Annotated in this window: 11 protein-coding genes and 1 pseudogene; 1 reads left to right on the top strand and 11 read right to left on the bottom strand. The window is 69.9% G+C overall.

All coding sequences use genetic code 11. From position 1 onward, the window contains the following. Positions 1 to 215: 215 nt before the first annotated feature. The 8 genes and pseudogenes from ACIPC1_RS29255 to ACIPC1_RS29220 all read right to left on the bottom strand — a co-directional run bounded on the left by ACIPC1_RS29255 (position 216) and on the right by ACIPC1_RS29220 (position 8,466). Positions 216 to 1,226, bottom strand: a complete 1,011-nt coding sequence (locus ACIPC1_RS29255) for a nucleoside triphosphate pyrophosphohydrolase (protein ID WP_402522397.1) — start codon at positions 1,224 to 1,226, stop codon at positions 216 to 218. A gap of 236 nt (positions 1,227 to 1,462) precedes the next feature. Next, positions 1,463 to 2,119 carry a SurA N-terminal domain-containing protein gene (locus ACIPC1_RS29250; RefSeq protein ID WP_402522196.1) on the bottom strand — a complete coding sequence of 219 codons (657 nt, stop codon included), beginning with the start codon at positions 2,117 to 2,119 and terminating at the stop codon, positions 1,463 to 1,465. Between the two features lie 306 nt (positions 2,120 to 2,425). Continuing rightward, positions 2,426 to 3,253, bottom strand: coding sequence for a glycoside hydrolase domain-containing protein (locus tag ACIPC1_RS29245; RefSeq protein WP_402522193.1), 828 nt, complete (start codon positions 3,251 to 3,253; stop codon positions 2,426 to 2,428). 227 nt (positions 3,254 to 3,480) lie between these two features. Further along, complete coding sequence (locus tag ACIPC1_RS29240) at positions 3,481 to 4,992, bottom strand: protein kinase (RefSeq protein WP_402522395.1); 1,512 nt, start codon at positions 4,990 to 4,992, stop codon at positions 3,481 to 3,483. Between the two features lie 17 nt (positions 4,993 to 5,009). Continuing rightward, positions 5,010 to 5,621, bottom strand: a complete 612-nt coding sequence (locus ACIPC1_RS29235; RefSeq protein WP_402522191.1) for a hypothetical protein — start codon at positions 5,619 to 5,621, stop codon at positions 5,010 to 5,012. Between the two features lie 296 nt (positions 5,622 to 5,917). Then, positions 5,918 to 6,254: pseudogene (locus ACIPC1_RS29230) on the bottom strand (SAM-dependent methyltransferase); the annotation flags it as partial. Between the two features lie 303 nt (positions 6,255 to 6,557). After that, positions 6,558 to 7,292, bottom strand: coding sequence for an HNH endonuclease family protein (locus ACIPC1_RS29225; RefSeq protein WP_402522188.1), 735 nt, complete (start codon positions 7,290 to 7,292; stop codon positions 6,558 to 6,560). A gap of 244 nt (positions 7,293 to 7,536) precedes the next feature. Next, positions 7,537 to 8,466, bottom strand: coding sequence for a hypothetical protein (locus ACIPC1_RS29220; RefSeq protein ID WP_402522186.1), 930 nt, complete (start codon positions 8,464 to 8,466; stop codon positions 7,537 to 7,539). 194 nt (positions 8,467 to 8,660) lie between these two features. Here ACIPC1_RS29220 and ACIPC1_RS29215 point away from each other — a divergent pair, with 194 nt between their 5' ends. Then, complete coding sequence (locus ACIPC1_RS29215) at positions 8,661 to 9,239, top strand: TetR/AcrR family transcriptional regulator (RefSeq protein WP_402522393.1); 579 nt, start codon at positions 8,661 to 8,663, stop codon at positions 9,237 to 9,239. A gap of 158 nt (positions 9,240 to 9,397) precedes the next feature. Here the strand turns inward: ACIPC1_RS29215 and mfd are convergent, their stop codons facing one another. The 3 genes from mfd to ACIPC1_RS29200 form a co-directional block, all read right to left on the bottom strand. Beyond that, a complete protein-coding gene (gene mfd, locus ACIPC1_RS29210) occupies positions 9,398 to 12,928 on the bottom strand; it encodes a transcription-repair coupling factor (protein ID WP_402522184.1) in 3,531 nt (1,176 codons plus the stop codon). Positions 12,929 to 13,311: 383 nt separating this feature from the next. Then, a complete protein-coding gene (locus ACIPC1_RS29205) occupies positions 13,312 to 15,891 on the bottom strand; it encodes an ABC transporter permease (RefSeq protein ID WP_402522182.1) in 2,580 nt (859 codons plus the stop codon). Continuing rightward, positions 15,888 to 16,676: an ABC transporter ATP-binding protein gene (locus ACIPC1_RS29200; protein ID WP_402522180.1), complete on the bottom strand. Its 789-nt coding sequence runs from the start codon at positions 16,674 to 16,676 to the stop codon at positions 15,888 to 15,890. The genes ACIPC1_RS29205 and ACIPC1_RS29200 overlap by 4 nt, the downstream gene beginning before the upstream one ends. Between the last annotated feature and the right edge of the window lie 241 nt (positions 16,677 to 16,917).

The raw sequence follows: 16,917 nt of genomic DNA, 5'->3' as shown, positions 1-16,917 counted from the left end.
ACCCCCGCGAGTCGCCCCACTCCGCCCGCCCCCATCCCCGCCGGCTGCCCCGGCCCCGACCGACCGCACCCCGGCGGGTCACTCGGCACCGGCCCGCGCCCCGGCGGGTCACTCGGCACCGGCCCGCGCCCCGGCGGTTCACTCGACTCCGACCCCCAACCCGGCGGTTCACTCGACTCCGACCCCCAACCCGGCAGGTTGCTCGGCCCCGCCCCTCACCCCTCCCCGGGTCGCTCCGTCGCGCGGATTGCGTCGCGGTAGGCGCGGGCCGCCGTTCGCAGTGCTGTTTCCGGGTCCACACCCTCGGCCTCGGCGCGGGCGGCTATGGCCAGCAGCTCGTATCCGACGCCTTCTCCTCGGGGGAGTTCGACCTCAAGTCCTGCCGTGCGCACCCGGGATGCCAGCTTTGCCGCCAGGGCCAGGCCCGGCTGGCCCAGTGGGATCCCCTCTGTCACGGACGTCCGGCGCTTCTCCTCGGCCTTGGTGCGCAACCAGTGCTCCTTGACCTCCTCGGGGGTCGTGGCGGTCTCGTCGCCGAAGACGTGGGGGTGGCGGTGGATCAGCTTCGTGACGATGCCGCCGACGACGTCGTCGATGGAGAAGGGGTCGTCCTCGTCATCCGGACCGCCTTCCTCGGCGATCCGGGCGTGGAAGACGACCTGGAGCAGGACATCGCCGAGTTCCTCCCGCAGCTCGTCCCGGTCGCCCTCCTCGATCGCCTCGACGAGCTCGTACGCCTCCTCGATGCCGTACTTCGCCAGGCCCTCGTGGGTCTGCTGGGACGACCAGGGGCACTCGACCCGAATGCGGTCCATGACCTGGACGAGGTCGAGGAAGCGGGCGCCCGGCAGGTCGTACGAGGCGGGGAGCAGCTCCAGGTCCGGCATCTGTATGCGGCCGGAGCCCGCGAGCCGGGACAGCCCGTCGGTCAGCCGGGGCTCACCCTCACCGGTGGCGACGACGACCACGGTGCGGCCGCCGGCACAGGCGTCGATCAGTTCCTGCGCGTTCGGCGCCGTCTCGTCGACGGTGATGCCCGCCTCGCGGAGGTAGGGCAGCTGCGGGTGCGCGCCGTCCGCGCACAGCACCTGGTCGGCGCCGCGCAGCGCCTGCCAGGCGGGCCAGGACAGCAACCCGGGGGCGACGCGGTGGCTTGTGGTGAGCAGGACGATACGGCCGGGGGCGAGGGCATCGGTGCCGGGCGCGGGGGCAGCGGCGTCGGGCACCTGGGTACCTGTGCCGGGCACCTGGGTACCGGTGCCGGTCGCGTCCGGGCCGCCGTCGAAGCTGTTTGCGTTCACCCCTCGAACGTAACCCACGCCGCCGACCGCCCCGCCAGTTGTCCACAGGCCAGGCGGCCACCCCGCCCGTCCCGAGGTCGGGCGGCCGCACGACACCGGCAGCGGGCCCGGACGGGGAACCGTTTATCCACAGCCCCGGCCCCGCAGCTCCGGGCTGTCCGTTACGCCGTCTCCGGCGTCTGGGCCGCCGTAATCTCCCGCAGCCACGGCGTCTTCACGTCGACGCGGCTGCTCTTCTGGACGTCCCAGGCGCCGTAGCGCGGGTTCAGGTCGACGTCCATTTTCTTGGAGGCCTCGGACATCGCCTTCCAGAAGGTGGTCTGGCCCTCGGTGGTGTTCATGTCGGCGCCGATCGCAGCGGCGAGCTTCTGGGCCTCGATCTCGGTGCGGAGGCTGTCGTCGAGACGCTTGGGCGCCACCCCGTACTGCTGCAGCCAGGCCGACTCCAGCGCCTTCGCGCCGCCCGCCTGCTGCTCCAGGGACGTACGCAGTTGCTGGGTGTCCTTGCGGGTGACGCTCACGCCCGCGTTCTTCGCGGCCTCGTCGAGGACCCGGTCGAGGACCAGGGTGTGCAGGGTGTCGCGGGTGAGGCTGCTGGTCTGGGAGACGGCCTGCTTGTACTGGGCCTCGTCCGTGGAGGCGGCGCGCTGCGCCGTGCGCACCTCGTTCACGCGGCTCTCCAGCTGCGCGACGGTGATCCGCTGCCCGCCGACGACGGCCGCGGCACCGGGATGCGCCTCGCTGCCGCAGGCGGTGAGAAGGGGAGCCGCGGCGACGATCGCGGCGGACAGGACGAGCGCGGTGCGGCGGCGGTGCAAGGAAGCCTCCCGAGGAGATTGTGCGGCGGTGCACAAAGTCTTGCGGTGATCGATGGTAGGCAGTGGCCCAGCTCTCGGCCACCCATTCGACCAACGATTCGCAAGCAGTTCAGGCACCGCCGCACCAGCACGTCGTCCTGAGCCCGCGTCCGGGGCCGGTGTCTGGAACCGATGTCTGGATCCGATGTCCGGAGCCCGTGTCCGGAACCGGTCCCTTGAGCCCGCACCCTGAGCCCGCGCCCTGCGCCCTGCGCCCTGCGCCCATGACTTGAGCCCATGACTTGACTCCGCCCCCGAAGCGCGTCGTCAGCCGGTGATCGCCACCGGCGCGTCCCACGCGTTGCGGTCCACGGTGATCGTGTAACCGCCGCGGGTCTCCTTGCTGTTCACCATGTACTGGTGGGCGCGGCTGTGGTTGGTCCACAGGCTGGCCGCGAAGGGCCAGTCGGTCGTGGTGCTGTTCTGCTTGTCCCACAGGGCGTACCACATGTTGCCCGGCAGGTCCGTACGGTCGGTCTCGACGGCGATGGCCTTGGCGCTGGAGCTGGAGAAGCCGTAGTAGCCGGAGCGGTAGATCTTGCCGCGCAGGGCCTTGTCGAAGGCGCGCACGTACGTCAGTACCGCCTTGTTGCAGGCCGTGTTGGTGATGTCGTACGCCTCCATGTCCAGGTAGATCGGGCTGCCGGCCTTCATACCCAGGGCGGAGGCCTTCGTCACGGCGTCCGCGGCGTCGGTGGCGCCGAGTGAGGCGGCGGTGGCGGCGGTGATCTTCTCGGGGCTGGAGCCGGTCTGGCAGGGCGGCTGGGCGCCGACGTACAGCGGGATGAGTTTCCAGCCGACCGTGCTGACCGACTTGACCCAGGAGGCGGTGAGGTTGGGCTGGGCGCAGCCGCGGTTCTTGCCGCCGATGTAGACGGCGGCGGCGCCGTAGAGGCCGCCGTGCCAGGCCTTCATCGCGTTGAGGGAGGGCGCGGTGCAGGCGTCGAAGGCGCGGCCGGTGTACGTCCGCTGGGCGGGCCATGTGGTGGCCGCCAGCGAGTTCTGCGCGGCGAACCCGGCTCCGGCGACCACGGCAACACCGGCCGTGGCCCATGCCACGTATCTGCGCTTCTTGGACTGACGATGGTTGGACATGCGTGACCCCACCCCTAGTTGTGTTCAGGTTGTTCTTGGTGCTTGGCAGTTCTCTGGGCGCTCTGGTTGCGCTCTGGTTGTGTGCCAGCTTTGCGTCCGCTGCGACACGGAGGCGGATCGCACGGTATCCGGTGCCGCACCCGCGTTCGGAAAACCCCGGGCCCTGATCATCACAAGAATCGGCCAAGCCGGCGCAAAACCGTCCGTGTTCTCACCCGGTGCGTCCTCTATCCGCGCACCTGCCCCAGCCACTGCAAGGTCCGCCGGATCTCCGCCACCATCGGATACCCGGGCCCGCACAGGCGTTCCACGTCGTGCATCAGCCGGACCAGTGTGTCGTGTGCGGCGCCGCGGTCGCCGAGCGCCAGCAGCAGGTGGCCCATGCGACGGCGGACTTCGAGAGAGATTTCGGGGTCACCGGCGACGTACTGGTTCTCGTAGTACGGCAGCAGCGCGCGGTACTCCGCGAGCGCGGCGGCGGGTTCGCCGAGCTGTTCGAGGCACTGGGCGGCCTCGTAGCGGAAGCGCAGGGACTGCGGGTCGGACTGGCCCGCCTCGCTTGCCCGTTCGTCGGCGAGACGGCGCAGTTCGGGCAGCGCGCGCCGGTACTGGCCGTCGTCCATGAGCGTGGCGGCGTACTGCTTGCGCAGGGTGCGTACGACGGCGGAGTGTGCGCCGTGCTCGGCGGCGGCCGCCGGGAGGATCGCGCCGAGGATGTCGACGGCCTGCGTGATGCGCCCTTCACCGAGGAGACGCTTGACCTCGTCGACGGCGCCCACGACGTCCGGCCTCTCCGCTTTCTCCACCGCGGGCGCGGCCTGTGGCTGGGGAGCGGGCGTGCGCGCACGGTCCGGCCAGGGGGCGTGCGGGCGCAGGAAGGGGCGCATGGGGTCAAGTGGGGCGCCGGTGGGCATGCCACGCGCCGGTAGCAGCGGGAGCAGTTGCTCGTACGCCTCCTGCGCGGACGCCGGCCGGTGCTGGGGGTCCTTGGAGAGCAGGCGCAGGACGAGGTCCTCCAGGGCGGGCGGGACCTCGGCACGCAGTTGGCGCACCGGGAGCGGCGGCTCGTAGAGGTGCCGGTGCAGGACACCGAGGGCGGTCGAGCCCGAGAACGGCACGTCTCCGCTGAGGAGTTCATGGAGGAGCACGCCGAGTGCGTACAGGTCGGTGTACGGGCCGACCGCGCCGCCCATCGCCTGCTCGGGTGCCATGTAGGCGGGGCTGCCGATGGGTGAGCCGGTGTGGGTGAGGCGGGTGGTATCGGTGTCCATGACGGAGGCGACCCCGAGGTCGAGGACGGTGACCGTGCCGTCCTGCTTGACCATCACGTTCCGCGGCTTCAGGTCGCGGTGGACGATCGGGACGGCGTGCACGGCGCTCAGCACGGCGCACAGTTGCGCGGCGACCGCGACGGCCCACTGCCAGGGGTAGGGGTCGTGTTCGGCGAGGTGGTCGGAGAGGTCGGCCCCGTCGATGTACTGCATGACGAGGAACAGCTCCTCGCCCTCGCTGCCCGCGTCGTGCACCGTGACCAGGCCGGGGTGGTCGACCTGCGCGGTGACGCGGCACTCGCGCACGAAGCGGCGGCGCAGCTCGTCGGCCTCCTGGCCCGCGACCTTGTCGGGGCGCAGCAGTTTGACCGCGACACGTCGGTCCAGGCGCTGGTCGTAGGCCGTCCACACCTGGCCCATGCCGCCCTGCCCGATGAGCGTGGACAGTTCATAGCGGTCGGCGACCATACGCTTTGCCGCCACGCTCACCGGCCGTCCTCGGGGTTGCTCTCGTGCTTGCGCAGGTAGTCGCTGAGCTCGTCGAGTTCGGCGCGCACCTGGTCGATCCGGGCGGGCGCGGGGCGCTGCGGCGGCGCGTGCGGCGGGACGGGAGTGTGCGGCGGGACGGGAGTGTGCGGCGGAACGACGGTGTGCGGCGCGGGAGTCGGCGGTATCGGCGTCTGTGAGCGCGTGGCGGCGTACGGGGAAGCGGCCTGGGGGTAGCCGTATCCGGCTACCGGCGGCCGCTGGGGTATGTAGCCGGGGAACGGGGGCCCCTGACGGGGGTGCTGGATGTCGGCGATCAGGAAGTGCACGGAGGCGAACGCGCCGAGCAGCAGGATGACGGCCAGCGCGACGTCGGTCCTGGCGTCCTCCTCGGGCAGCGAGCCGATCACGGCGAGACCGCCGATCGCGAGAGGCAGACTCACCCAGGCCAGCGCCCAGTCGAACCACTTGCCGCGCAGCACGGCCACCCTGAACAGCGGGACGCACGCGAGCAGCCCGCAGGTGAGGAATCCGGCAGCGGCGATCAGCACACGGAGGGTGATGACCGTGCCCGAACTACGGGAGGGCGGCGCCGCGCCGTGGCCGTACATGACTTCTCCCGGTGACCTGATGAGGACGGACTGATGAGGAAGGACCGACAAGTTCGAAGTCCGAGCGTATAGGCCGACAAGGACAACCGGTCCCGGGTTGTACCGAACCGTTGCCGGGCTGATCGGATCGCCCGCACGGCGGGAACTCGACGAGCGCGCAACCAGGCGCTCACCTGCCACACCGCTGCGTGCTAACGGGTGCTCAACGGGTACTCAGAGGGCTGCCCAGCCGGTGCGTAGCCGGGCGCGTAATTGGGTGCTCAGTGCGGTGCTCGGGCGGGTGCTCGGGCGGGTGCTCAGTCCGGTGCTCGGGCGGGTGCTCCGTCTCCGTCGGGTGCGATCGTGCCGTCCGTCAGACCGTCGTGCATGCCGCGCACGAGCTGCTCGCCGAGGCGGCCCGCGCGCCTGAGCGCGCCCTCGAACTCGGCGCCCCCGCGTGCGAGTTCACCGACCGTGATGAGCGGCCAACGCACGGACGGCGCGTATGTCGGCGCAGGGTGGGGTCAGATCGGCGGTCAGGCGCAGGGTCGAGCCGCCGCGCTCGTGTACGGCCTCGAACCCCTCGCTTCCGGCGCCCGCGCCGGGCGGCGGCAGATGGCGGGCGGGGGCCAGGTCGACGTCGTCGTCGAGGAGTTACGACTACAGCCCCGTGCTCGTCCTCGGCGAACAGCACGTAGTCGGGGAGGTCGGTGGCGATCCGGCCGTAGTGCGCGTTGCCGACCGGGTCGTGGAGCAGGAACTCCGGCCAGGTGGTGGCCATCCCGACCACCTGACCGAGCATCTCGGGTCGCTCGGCGAATCTCGACACCTTCAACTGCATGGGAGGGACGGTAGGGCGGCGCCGGTCCACAACGAAAGGGTTGACGCCTGCCTCAGACGCCCGGCCGTGGTCGCCCCACTCAAGCGCCAGGCCATATGGCGTTTCCGGCGATGCTCTCAGTTCGCGTGAAAGCGGGCCGGTGCGTCCGTCGGGTTGCCGCCGGACGGTATTTTCTGGTCGGGGCAGCTTGCGAGCACCCGCTGCATCGCGGATTTCTCGCTGCTGGTGACCCACAGCTCGTACTTCTTCTTGACGGCCACCTGGGCGGCGACATACGTGCAGCGGTACGCCTTGTTGGGCGGGAGCCAGGTCGCCGCGTCGCCGTCGCCCTTGCTGCGGTTGGTACTGGAGTCGACGGCACGGAGGTTGAGCGGGTCGTTGGCCAGAGCTATCCGCTTGCTGGCGTCCCAGTACTTGGCGCCCTTCTGCCAGGCGTCCGAGAGCGCGATGACGTGGTCTATGTCCACCAGGCTGCGACCGCGGGTGAACGTCACGTCCTTGCCCGTGTAGTGGTCCGGGTTGAGCACCCCGGAGGACACCTTGCAGTCGCCATCGCTGAACTTCACGTCATCCAGGTCCCGTTTGAGGATGTCGTCGCGGGTGTCGCAGTCATTGGAGTCCGTGTCGGCCCAGGCCGTGCCGAACTTCTCCCTGGTGTAACCCGTCTTGGGCGCACGCCCCTTGACGGTCAGTGAGTCCACGGCGGTAAGAGCGGCGCCGCCCGCCACCGTCTCCTCCGGGCCCGCGGCTCCGTCCTCGGGCTCGACCTTGCAGCCACTGACACCGAGGCTGACGCCCACGACGAACACCATCAGCGCGGACCCCGCACCCCCACCCCGCAGTCGCGCCACGACACTCTCCCCTTGTCTAGGACCTGTACGAACTGTCTAGGACTTGTACGAACGCGTGTCCCCTGGCCCCACGGTAACGGCCCGAATGTTCGCGCCATACCCGCCCTCAACGGGCAAGAGGTGCACACCGGGTGCATCGGGTGCATGGCCGGCGCGAGCCACCTCTGAAAGGACCTCTGGATGAGCGTCTTCGGGCCCCCTCCCGTCTCCCCTCTTTTCTAGGCGTCAGTCTCCCCAGTCCCCGTCAAACCTTCCCAATTCCCAGCGTCGTCTCCGAAGGCAGCAGCCCCGAGCCCAGCACCGCGACCCAGAACTCACCCAGAAGTCCGGCGAGTTGTCCCACGGCGTCGGGCCCGAGCGCCTGCCAGGGGGCCGCGGCCAGTTCGTCCGTGTGCTGTTCGACCTGGCGCCGCAGCTCACGGCCGGTGTCAGTGGCGGTACCCGTCTCGGTCAGCAGGCCGCGCCCGACGAGCCGTTGGCGTGCGGCGGCCCATTCCTCGGGGCTCCACCCACGGCTCTCGAAACGCTCCACGGAGGCCGCGCCGATCGCCGCAAAGGAGACGAGGGACTCGACGGGGTCCAGCCCCGCGACAAGCAGGGCCGCAAGATGGCCGTCTCCCCGGTGCTCACGCAGGATCGTTGCCGCGTGCCACAGCTGGAGATGCGGAGCCTTCGGCCATGCCAACTCCTCGTTGGCGGCGGCCAGTGGGCGACCTGCGGTGTTCGCGGCCTCGGCTGCGCGGCGGGCCAGCGAGGCGGCCTGCGCCAGTTCGGGACTGGATATGCGCTCGCCGAATATCGCGCGGTAAGCCCGGTCGACAGCCCGCTCCCGTGCCCTCAGCACCTGCTCAGCAGTCGCTGTCCGCCACGCGGAGTCCATGTGTTCGCTGACCATGCGTGGGCTGAAGCTGTAGAAGGCGGAGGTCACGCGCCCGCTCCCGGTCTCCCCCAACGGGGCAGCGCGGTAGGGGAAGTAGCTCGGCCAGCGCTCCTCGGTCCCGTACCCGAGCGCGGCCGCCTCCTCGAAGGCCTCCGGTGCGTAATAGAGCACGGCGTGCAGCGGCTCCAGCAGGTGCCACATCTGGCGCACCCGGTCGAGTTCGACCCGGCCGTGTTCGACGCGGTCACCTTCCACCGCGCCACGCTTGCTCGCCTCACTGACGTTCTCAGACATGACCCACCCCCTCGCCCCGCACCGACCGTCGCGATGCGCCCCACAACTTGACACTGACAAGATTGCCCGAGCCCCCACAACTTGTCAATGCCTAGATTCCGCGTACGCTGCTGACCATGGCCCCTGCCGACACCAACGCGAGTAGCGATACCCCCAACCGCGCCGACACCGACACCGACACCGATGCCATCGCCATGACCAGCGACGGCCCCCGCCCGTACCACCACGGCGACCTGCGCCGCGCGATCCTCAATGCCGCGCTCGACGTCATCAGCGCCGACGGTCCGTCCGCGCTGAGCCTGCGTGACCTGGCCCGCCGCGCCGGCGTCTCGCACGCGGCGCCGGCCCACCACTTCAAGGACCGCACCGGCCTGCTCACCGCGATCGCGGCCGAGGGCTACGCGCTACTGGCGGCCACGCTGTCGGAAGCCGCGGATCTCAAGGACGTGGGCGTCCGCTACGTACGCTTCGCACGCGAGCACCCGGCGCACTTCCAGGTGATGTTCACGCCGGAGCTGCTCCGCACGAACGACCTGGAGCTGACCACCGCCCGGGCCCTGGCAGGCGAACACCTCCGCACCGCCGTCTCCGCGGTCCCGCCCGAGGGCCGCGGCGTCGACCCCCGCCTCGCCGGAGTCGCCGCCTGGTCCCTGGCCCACGGCTTCGCCACACTGCTCCTCGGCCACAACCTGGACGACCCGGTCGGCGACCAGGATCCCGAGGAGGTTTTCCGCACGCTGTCGGAAATGCTGTTCCGCCCCAAGTCAGCCTGACCGGCTTGGCCTTGGCCCGAACCTGTTAGCCCTTGGCCTTGAAATCGGGCTTGGTCCTGACGCCGATGTCAGGGTTCGACGATCCCTCCGATCCGCACCTCTGCCTCCGCCTCAACACCCACCACGGGACCCTTACGCCCCCTAACCCCTCGTAACCCCTACGACCCGAGGATCGTCGCCAAGAACTCCCCGGTCCACCCCAGCAACTCCCGCCCCACCAACGGCTTTCCCCCCACCTTGGCCGTCTTCGGGCGCGGTACCAGCAGCTGATGTGCGGTGGGCTTGATGACGGTGCCCGGGTACAGCCGCTTCAGCCGCAGTTCCTGGGACTCCCTCAACTCCGCGGGTGCGAAGCGGATGTTGTTGCCCTGGAGGACGACCTCGCCGACTCCGCAGGCGCGGGCGAGCATCCGCAGGCCCGCGACGAGCAGCAGGTTCTCCACCGGCTCAGGCAACTTGCCGTAGCGGTCGACGAGTTCCTCGCGTACGGCCTTGACGTCCTCCTCCGTGTTGGCGGAGGCGATGGAGCGGTAGGCCTGGAGACGGAGCCGCTCGCCCGGCGCGTAGTCGTGGGGGACGTGCGCGTCGACCGGGAGCTCGATCCTGACCTCCAGGGGCGGCTCTTCCACGACGCCGCCTTCCAGGGAGGCCCGGTAGTCGGCGACCGCCTCGCCGACCATGCGTACGTAGAGGTCGAAGCCGACGCCCGCGATGTGGCCCGACTGTTCGCCGCCGAGCAGGTTGCCCGCGCCGCGGATCTCCAGGTCCTTCATGGCGACGTACATGCCCGCGCCCATCTCGGTGTGCTGGGCGATGGTCGCGAGGCGCTCGTGCGCCGTCTCGGTCAGGGGCTTCTCCGGCGGGTACAGGAAGTAGGCGTATCCGCGCTCACGGCCTCGGCCGACCCGCCCGCGCAGCTGGTGCAGTTGCGAGAGGCCGAAGTTGTCGCCGCGCTCCACGATCAGCGTGTTCGCGTTGGAGATGTCGATGCCGGACTCGACGATCGTCGTCGACACGAGTACGTCGAACTTGTTCTCCCAGAAGTCGACGACCACCTGTTCCAGGGACGATTCCGACATCTGACCGTGGGCGGTGGCGATGCGCGCCTCGGGGACGATCTCGCGGAGGCGGGCGGCCGCGCGGTCGATCGACTCGACGCGGTTGTGGATGTAGAAGACCTGGCCCTCGCGCAGCAGTTCGCGGCGGATCGCGGCACCGATCTGCTTCTCCTCGTACGGGCCGACGAAGGTCAGCACCGGGTGGCGTTCCTCCGGCGGGGTGGTGATCGTCGACATCTCGCGGATGCCGGTCACGGCCATTTCCAGCGTGCGGGGAATGGGGGTGGCCGACATCGTCAGTACGTCCACGTTGGCGCGCAGCTTCTTCAGCTGCTCCTTGTGCTCGACGCCGAAGCGCTGTTCCTCGTCGACGATGACCAGGCCCAGGTCCTTGAACTTGGTCTCCGCGGAGAAGAGCCGGTGGGTGCCGATGACCAGGTCCACCGAGCCCTCGCGCAGGCCCTCCAGGACCGCCTTCGCCTCCGTGTCCGTCTGGAAGCGGGACAACGCCCGTACGTTGACCGGGAATTGGGAGTAGCGCTCGGAGAAGGTCCCGAAGTGCTGCTGCACCAGCAGCGTGGTGGGCACGAGCACCGCGACCTGCTTGCCGTCCTGTACGGCCTTGAAGGCGGCGCGGACCGCGATCTCCGTCTTGCCGTAGCCGACGTCGCCGCAGACCAGACGGTCCATCGGGACCGTCTTCTCCATGTCGTCCTTGACCTCGGCGATGGTGGTGAGCTGGTCGGGGGTCTCCGCGTACGGGAAGGCGTCCTCCAGCTCGCGCTGCCAGGGCGTGTCGGGACCGAACGCGTGCCCGGGCGCCGCCATCCGCGCCGAGTACAGCTTGATGAGGTCCGCGGCGATCTCCTTGACCGCCTTCTTCGCCCGCGCCTTGGTCTTCGTCCAGTCCGCGCCGCCGAGCCGGTGCAGGGTCGGGGCCTCGCCGCCGACGTACTTGGTGATCTGTTCCAGCTGGTCGGTGGGGATGTAGAGGCGGTCGCCGGGCTGGCCGCGCTTGGCGGGGGCGTACTCGACGACCAGGTACTCGCGGGTCGCGGCCTGGACGGTGCGCTGCACCATCTCGATGTAGCGGCCCACGCCGTGCTGCTCGTGGACGATGTAGTCGCCCATCTCCAGCGTCAGCGGGTCGATGGTCTTGCGGCGGCGGGCCGGCATCCGCACGCCGTCCTTGCCGGCCGCCTTCGCGCCGGAGAGGTCGGTCTCCGTCAGGACGGCGAGCTTGAGGGCCGGGTCGATGAAGCCGTAGTCGATCGAGCCGCAGGAGACATGGACGATCGAGGGGCTGATGTCGGCCACATCGGTGTCCAGCCGGGCCGCGATGCCCTCGCCGCCCAGGACCTCGACGGTGCGGGCGGCCGGGCCGTGCGCCTCGGTGACGTACACCGTGCGCCAGCCGTCGGCCAGCCAGCCCTTGGTGTCGGCCAGCGCCCTGGCCGTGTCGCCGCGGTAGGTCTCCGGGGCGTGCATGCCGAGCTTCAGGGTGTCCGCGTCGAGCTCGTCATCGGCGGCGAAGGGCGACACCGACCACCACATCATGTCCAGCTCGCGCGCCCGGTCCCGTACGTCGGCGATGGACCACAGGGACGCCGCATCGACGTCGATGGGTGCCTCGCCGCCGCCCGCGGTCGCCGCCCAGGACGCCTGGAGGAACTCCTGCGAGGTCGCCACCAGGTCCGAAGCCCGCGTCCGCACCCGCTCCGGGTCGCACACGACGGCCATCGAGCCCTCGGGCAGTACGTCGATCAGCAGCTCCATGTCGTCGACCAGGACCGGAGCCAGCGATTCCATTCCCTCTACGGCGATACCCTCGGCGATCTTGCCGAGCAGCTCGCCCAGCTCCGGGTGCTCCTCCGCCAGCCGCGCCGCCCGCTCCCGTACCTGGTCCGTGAGCAGCAGTTCACGGCAGGGCGCGGCCCACAGCCCGTGCGCGGCGACCTCCAGCGAGCGCTGGTCGGCGACCTTGAAGTAACGGATCTCCTCGACGTCGTCGCCCCAGAACTCCACCCGCAGGGGGTGCTCCTCGGTGGGCGGGAAGACGTCGAGGATGCCGCCGCGGACCGCGAACTCGCCGCGCCTCTCGACCAGCTCGACCCGGGAGTACGCGGCTGCCGCGAGCGCTTCGACGATCTCACCCAGGTCGGCGCTCTGGCCCGTGCGCAGGGAGACCGGCTCCAGGTCGCCGAGGCCCTGTACCTGCGGCTGGAGCACGGAGCGGATCGGCGCGACGACGACCGAGACCGGGCCGGTCTCCGGGTCGTCGGGGCGCGGGTGCGCCAGGCGGCGCAGTACGGCCAGGCGGCGGCCCACCGTGTCCGACCTCGGGGACAGCCGCTCGTGCGGGAGTGTCTCCCAGGCGGGGTACTCCACGATTCCCTCCGACGGGAGGAGGGAACGCAGCGCGGCCGCCAGGTCCTCGGCCTCGCGGCCCGTCGCCGTCACCGCCAGTACGGTACGGCCGGCCTCACGGGCCAGTGCCGCCACCGCGAAGGGACGGGCCGCGGGCGGGCCGACCAGGTCGATGTGCATCCGGTTGCCGTCGCCGGCGGCCTTCACCGCTTCCCTGAGGGCGGCGTCCTTGACGACGGCGTCGAGCAGACCGTGCAGGCTCATGAAGGGCTTCCATCCCGGGGAGTGGGCAACGCGAACGACCCGACACGTGTTCCGGGCCGGGGTCCTCCAGCGTACGTCGGCGCTGCGCCGGCTGTGGGGTCGTGAGGTACCCGGGGTGGGCGCGGGCGTCCCCCGGGGGCTCCACCCCCAGACCTCCGTATCGCGCTGAACGCGCTCGTCCTCAAACGCCGGACGGGCTGAAAACCTCTACCCCCGACCGGGGTGAAAGATCTCAGCCCCGGCCGGGAAACATTCAGCCCCGGACCTCAAAAGCATCCGGCATGACTCGGGCCCGGTGGCCGGAGGACACTCCCTCCGGCCACCGGGCCCACTCCCCCGCGACCCCCGTACGCGGTGGCTATTGGGTTGATTCGGATGGTCGACTATTCGGTGGCGATCGCGTTCAGGACGTTCATCCGCCCCGCCCGGAACGCCGGGATGAGGGCGGCGAAGAGGCCCACGAACGCGGAGCCGATGAAGACGGCGATGATCGTCGGCCAGGGGATCTCCAGGATCTTCAGGCCTTCCAGCGCCAGCAGCTTCTGGGCGGTCGCGCCCCAGCCCATGCCCAGCCCGAGCCCCAGGAGGGCGCCGAAGAGGGCGATGACGACCGACTCCATGCGGATCATGCGGCGCAGCTGGCGGCGGGAGAGGCCGATCGCCCTCATGAGGCCGATCTCACGTGTGCGCTCCACCACCGACAGGGCCAGGGTGTTCACGACGCCCAGGATCGCGACGATGATCGCCAGGGCCAGCAGCCCGTAGATGATGTTGAGGAGCTGGCTGATCTGGTCCTTCATCGCCTCCTTGTAGTCGGTCTGGTCGCGGACCGTGTACTGCGGATAGTCGTGCAGCGCCGACTTCAGCGACTTGTAGGCGGCCGCTTCCTGGCCGTCCTTCGCCGAGGCGAAGACCATCTCGTCGAGGGGCATCTTGTCGGCGGGGACGTACTTGGCGAGCGTGTCGATCGACGTGTACATCGCCCCCGCGTCGATGACGACATCGCTGCTGGTGATCGCGCGGACCGTCAGCTGCGCCTCGGAGCCGTCCTCGAAGTCGACGCCGATCTTGGACCCGAGCGTGATGCCGTGGTCCTTGGCGAACGTCTCGTGCACGGACATCGAGTTGGGCTTGTAGGCGTCCGCGAGATTGCCGGCGACCGTCTTGGTGGCCAGGTCCTGCGCGTACGACGGATCGGCCGCCGTGATCGCCGTCTTCTTGAGGGTCTCGCCGTCGGGAGTGGTGAAGTCACCCTTGGTCCACTTGTACTCGGTGACCCCCTCAAGTCCCTCCGTCGCCTTCACGGCCTGCACCGCCTGCGGGGTGATCAGCTGCCCGCTGTCGGACTGGATGATGAAGTCCGTGCCGACGGTCTTGTCGAGCTGGTCCGTGGCAGAGGCCACCATCGAGGAGCTGACCACGGAAAGGCAGGCGACCAGCGCGAGGCCGATCATCAGGGCCGCGCCGGTGGCGCCGGTGCGGCGCGGGTTGCGCAGCGCGTTGCGCTCGGCCATCCGTCCGACCGGGCCGAAGGCGCGCAGCACCACCACGCTGAGCACGCGGACCACCACCCCCGCGAGCAGCGGGCCGATGATGACGAATCCGATGAGGGTCAGCACCACACCGACACCGAGGACCAGCGAACCCTCGCTCGCCTTGTCGGCCGTCGACGCCGCGTAGAGCGAGGCGACTCCGGCACCGGTGAGGACCAGGCCGATCAGACCGCGTACGAGGCCGGCCTTGCCGTCGGCCGGCGTACCGGCGTCGCGCAGCGCGGCCATCGGCGAGACCTTGCCGGCGCGCCGGGCGGGTACGTACGCCGCGAACACCGTGACCAGCACGCCGAGGAGGAGCCCGGCCACCGGGGTCGTCCAGGCGATGGTCAGGTCGGACGTCGACAGCTGCATGCCCACGGAGCCCATGAGCTTCATCAGCCCGACGGCGATGCCGACGCCCGCGCCGACCCCGAGCACCGAGCCGAAGAAGCCGAGCAGCAGCGACTCGACGAGCACCGACAGGTTGACCTGCCTGCGGGAGGAGCCGATGGCGCGCATCAGGCCGATCTCGCGGGTGCGCTGGGCGACCAGCATCGAGAAGGTGTTGATGATCAGGAAGATGCCGACGAGGAAGGCGATCCCGGCGAAGCCGAGCATCGCGTACTTCATCACGCTCATGAAGCTCTCGACGTCCTTGGCGTTCGCGTCCGAGAGCTCCTTGGCGGTCTGCACCTGGTAGCCGCCGCCGAGTTCGGCCACAACGTTCTGCTTCAGCTGCGCGTCGGTGATGCCGGAGGCCGCGGTGACATTGACGTTCGTGTAGACGTCGGACTGTCCGACCAGGGTCTGCTGGGCCGTCTTGGTGTCCAGGTAGAAGATCGCGGCACCGGGGTTGGTGACGGTGAAGTCGGCGATCCCGGAGATCTTGGCGAGGTGGGTGCCGACCGCGCTGATGACACCGATCTCGTCACCCAGCTTCAGGTGGTGCTTGTCGACGGTGTCGGCGTCGACCATGACCTGGTCCGCGGACTTGGGCGCCGCACCGGAGACGATCTTCATGGTGCGGGCGTCGTTGCTGTTCCAGCTGCCGACGATGGTCGGTGCGCCGCTGGAGGGCGACAGGCTGTCCTTGTCGGCGTCGACGACCGTCACCGAGGTCGAGAAGACGGTGCCCTCGGCCGACTTCACGCCGTCGGCCTTCTGCACCTCGCCGACCACGGCGGCGGGTATGACGGGCGGCCTGCCGTTGTCGGACTGGGTCTCCCCGGTGTCCGAGGCGTCCTTGGCGCTGACCGTCACATCGGAGGAAGTGGCCGCGAACAGCTTGTCGAACGTCGTGTTCATCGTGTCGGTGAAGACGAGCGTGCCGCAGACGAACGCCACCGACAGCATGACCGCCACGGCCGACAGTGCCATCCGCCCCTTGTGCGCGAAGAAGTTGCGCCTGGAGGTCTTCATGACAGTCATGACGTACGCCCCCGGGCGTCGAAGTCCTTCATACGGTCCAGGACCTGATCGGCCGTCGGCTGGTGCATCTCGTCGACGATCCGGCCGTCCGCCAGATACAGCACGCGGTCCGAGTACGAGGCCGCCACCGGGTCGTGCGTGACGATCACGATGGTCTGGCCGAGCTCGTCCACGGAGCGCCGCAGGAAGCCCAGCACCTCGGCTCCCGCACGGGAGTCCAGGTTTCCGGTCGGCTCGTCACCGAAGATGATCTCGGGCCGGGCGGCCAACGCCCGCGCCACGGCGACACGTTGCTGCTGTCCGCCGGAGAGCTGGGTCGGCCGGTGCTTGAGGCGGTCGGCGAGCCCGACGGTCTCGACGACCTGGGCCAGCCAGCCCTTGTCGGGCTTGCGGCCGGCGATGTCCATCGGCAGCGTGATGTTCTCGAGCGCGTTCAGCGTCGGCAGCAGGTTGTACGCCTGGAAGATGAAGCCGATCCGGTCCCGGCGCAGCTGCGTGAGCTTCTTGTCCTTGAGCCCGGTGATCTGGGTCTCGTCGAGGTAGATCTGCCCGCTCGACACGGTGTCGAGCCCGGCGAGGCAGTGCATCAGCGTGGACTTGCCGGACCCCGAGGGGCCCATGATCGCGGTGAACTGGCCCCGCGCGATGTCCACGTCGACGTTGTCGAGGGCGACGACGCGAGTCTCACCGGACCCGTACGCCTTCACGACCTGCCGCGCTCGCGCGGCAACGGCCGTACGCCCTCCAGTGCCCCCGTGCCTGGGAATGGTTACAGCCGAAGTCACGGTATGTCTCCTAAGTCGGTCAGCGGAAAAGCCACTGAGGTGGTGCGTGGATGACTCGCTGAGGTGGTGCGTGGACAATCCGCGTGAACTGGCCACGTGGATGGGTCACTTGAACTGGCCACGTGGATAAGTCACTTGAACTGGCTACGTGGATGAGTCTGCTGGCCGGAGGGGGTCCGGCGCGCTGGTGCCCGGACCCGTCTTGTGCTGGGGAAAACCCCACCCCCGAAGGTGCGGTCCG

This window comes from Streptomyces sp. NPDC087263 (genome assembly GCF_044744645.1).
Classification (GTDB): Bacteria; Actinomycetota; Actinomycetes; order Streptomycetales; family Streptomycetaceae; genus Streptomyces.
Note: the sequence above shows the minus strand (reverse complement) of the source record. Positions and strands in the feature narration are given on the sequence as shown.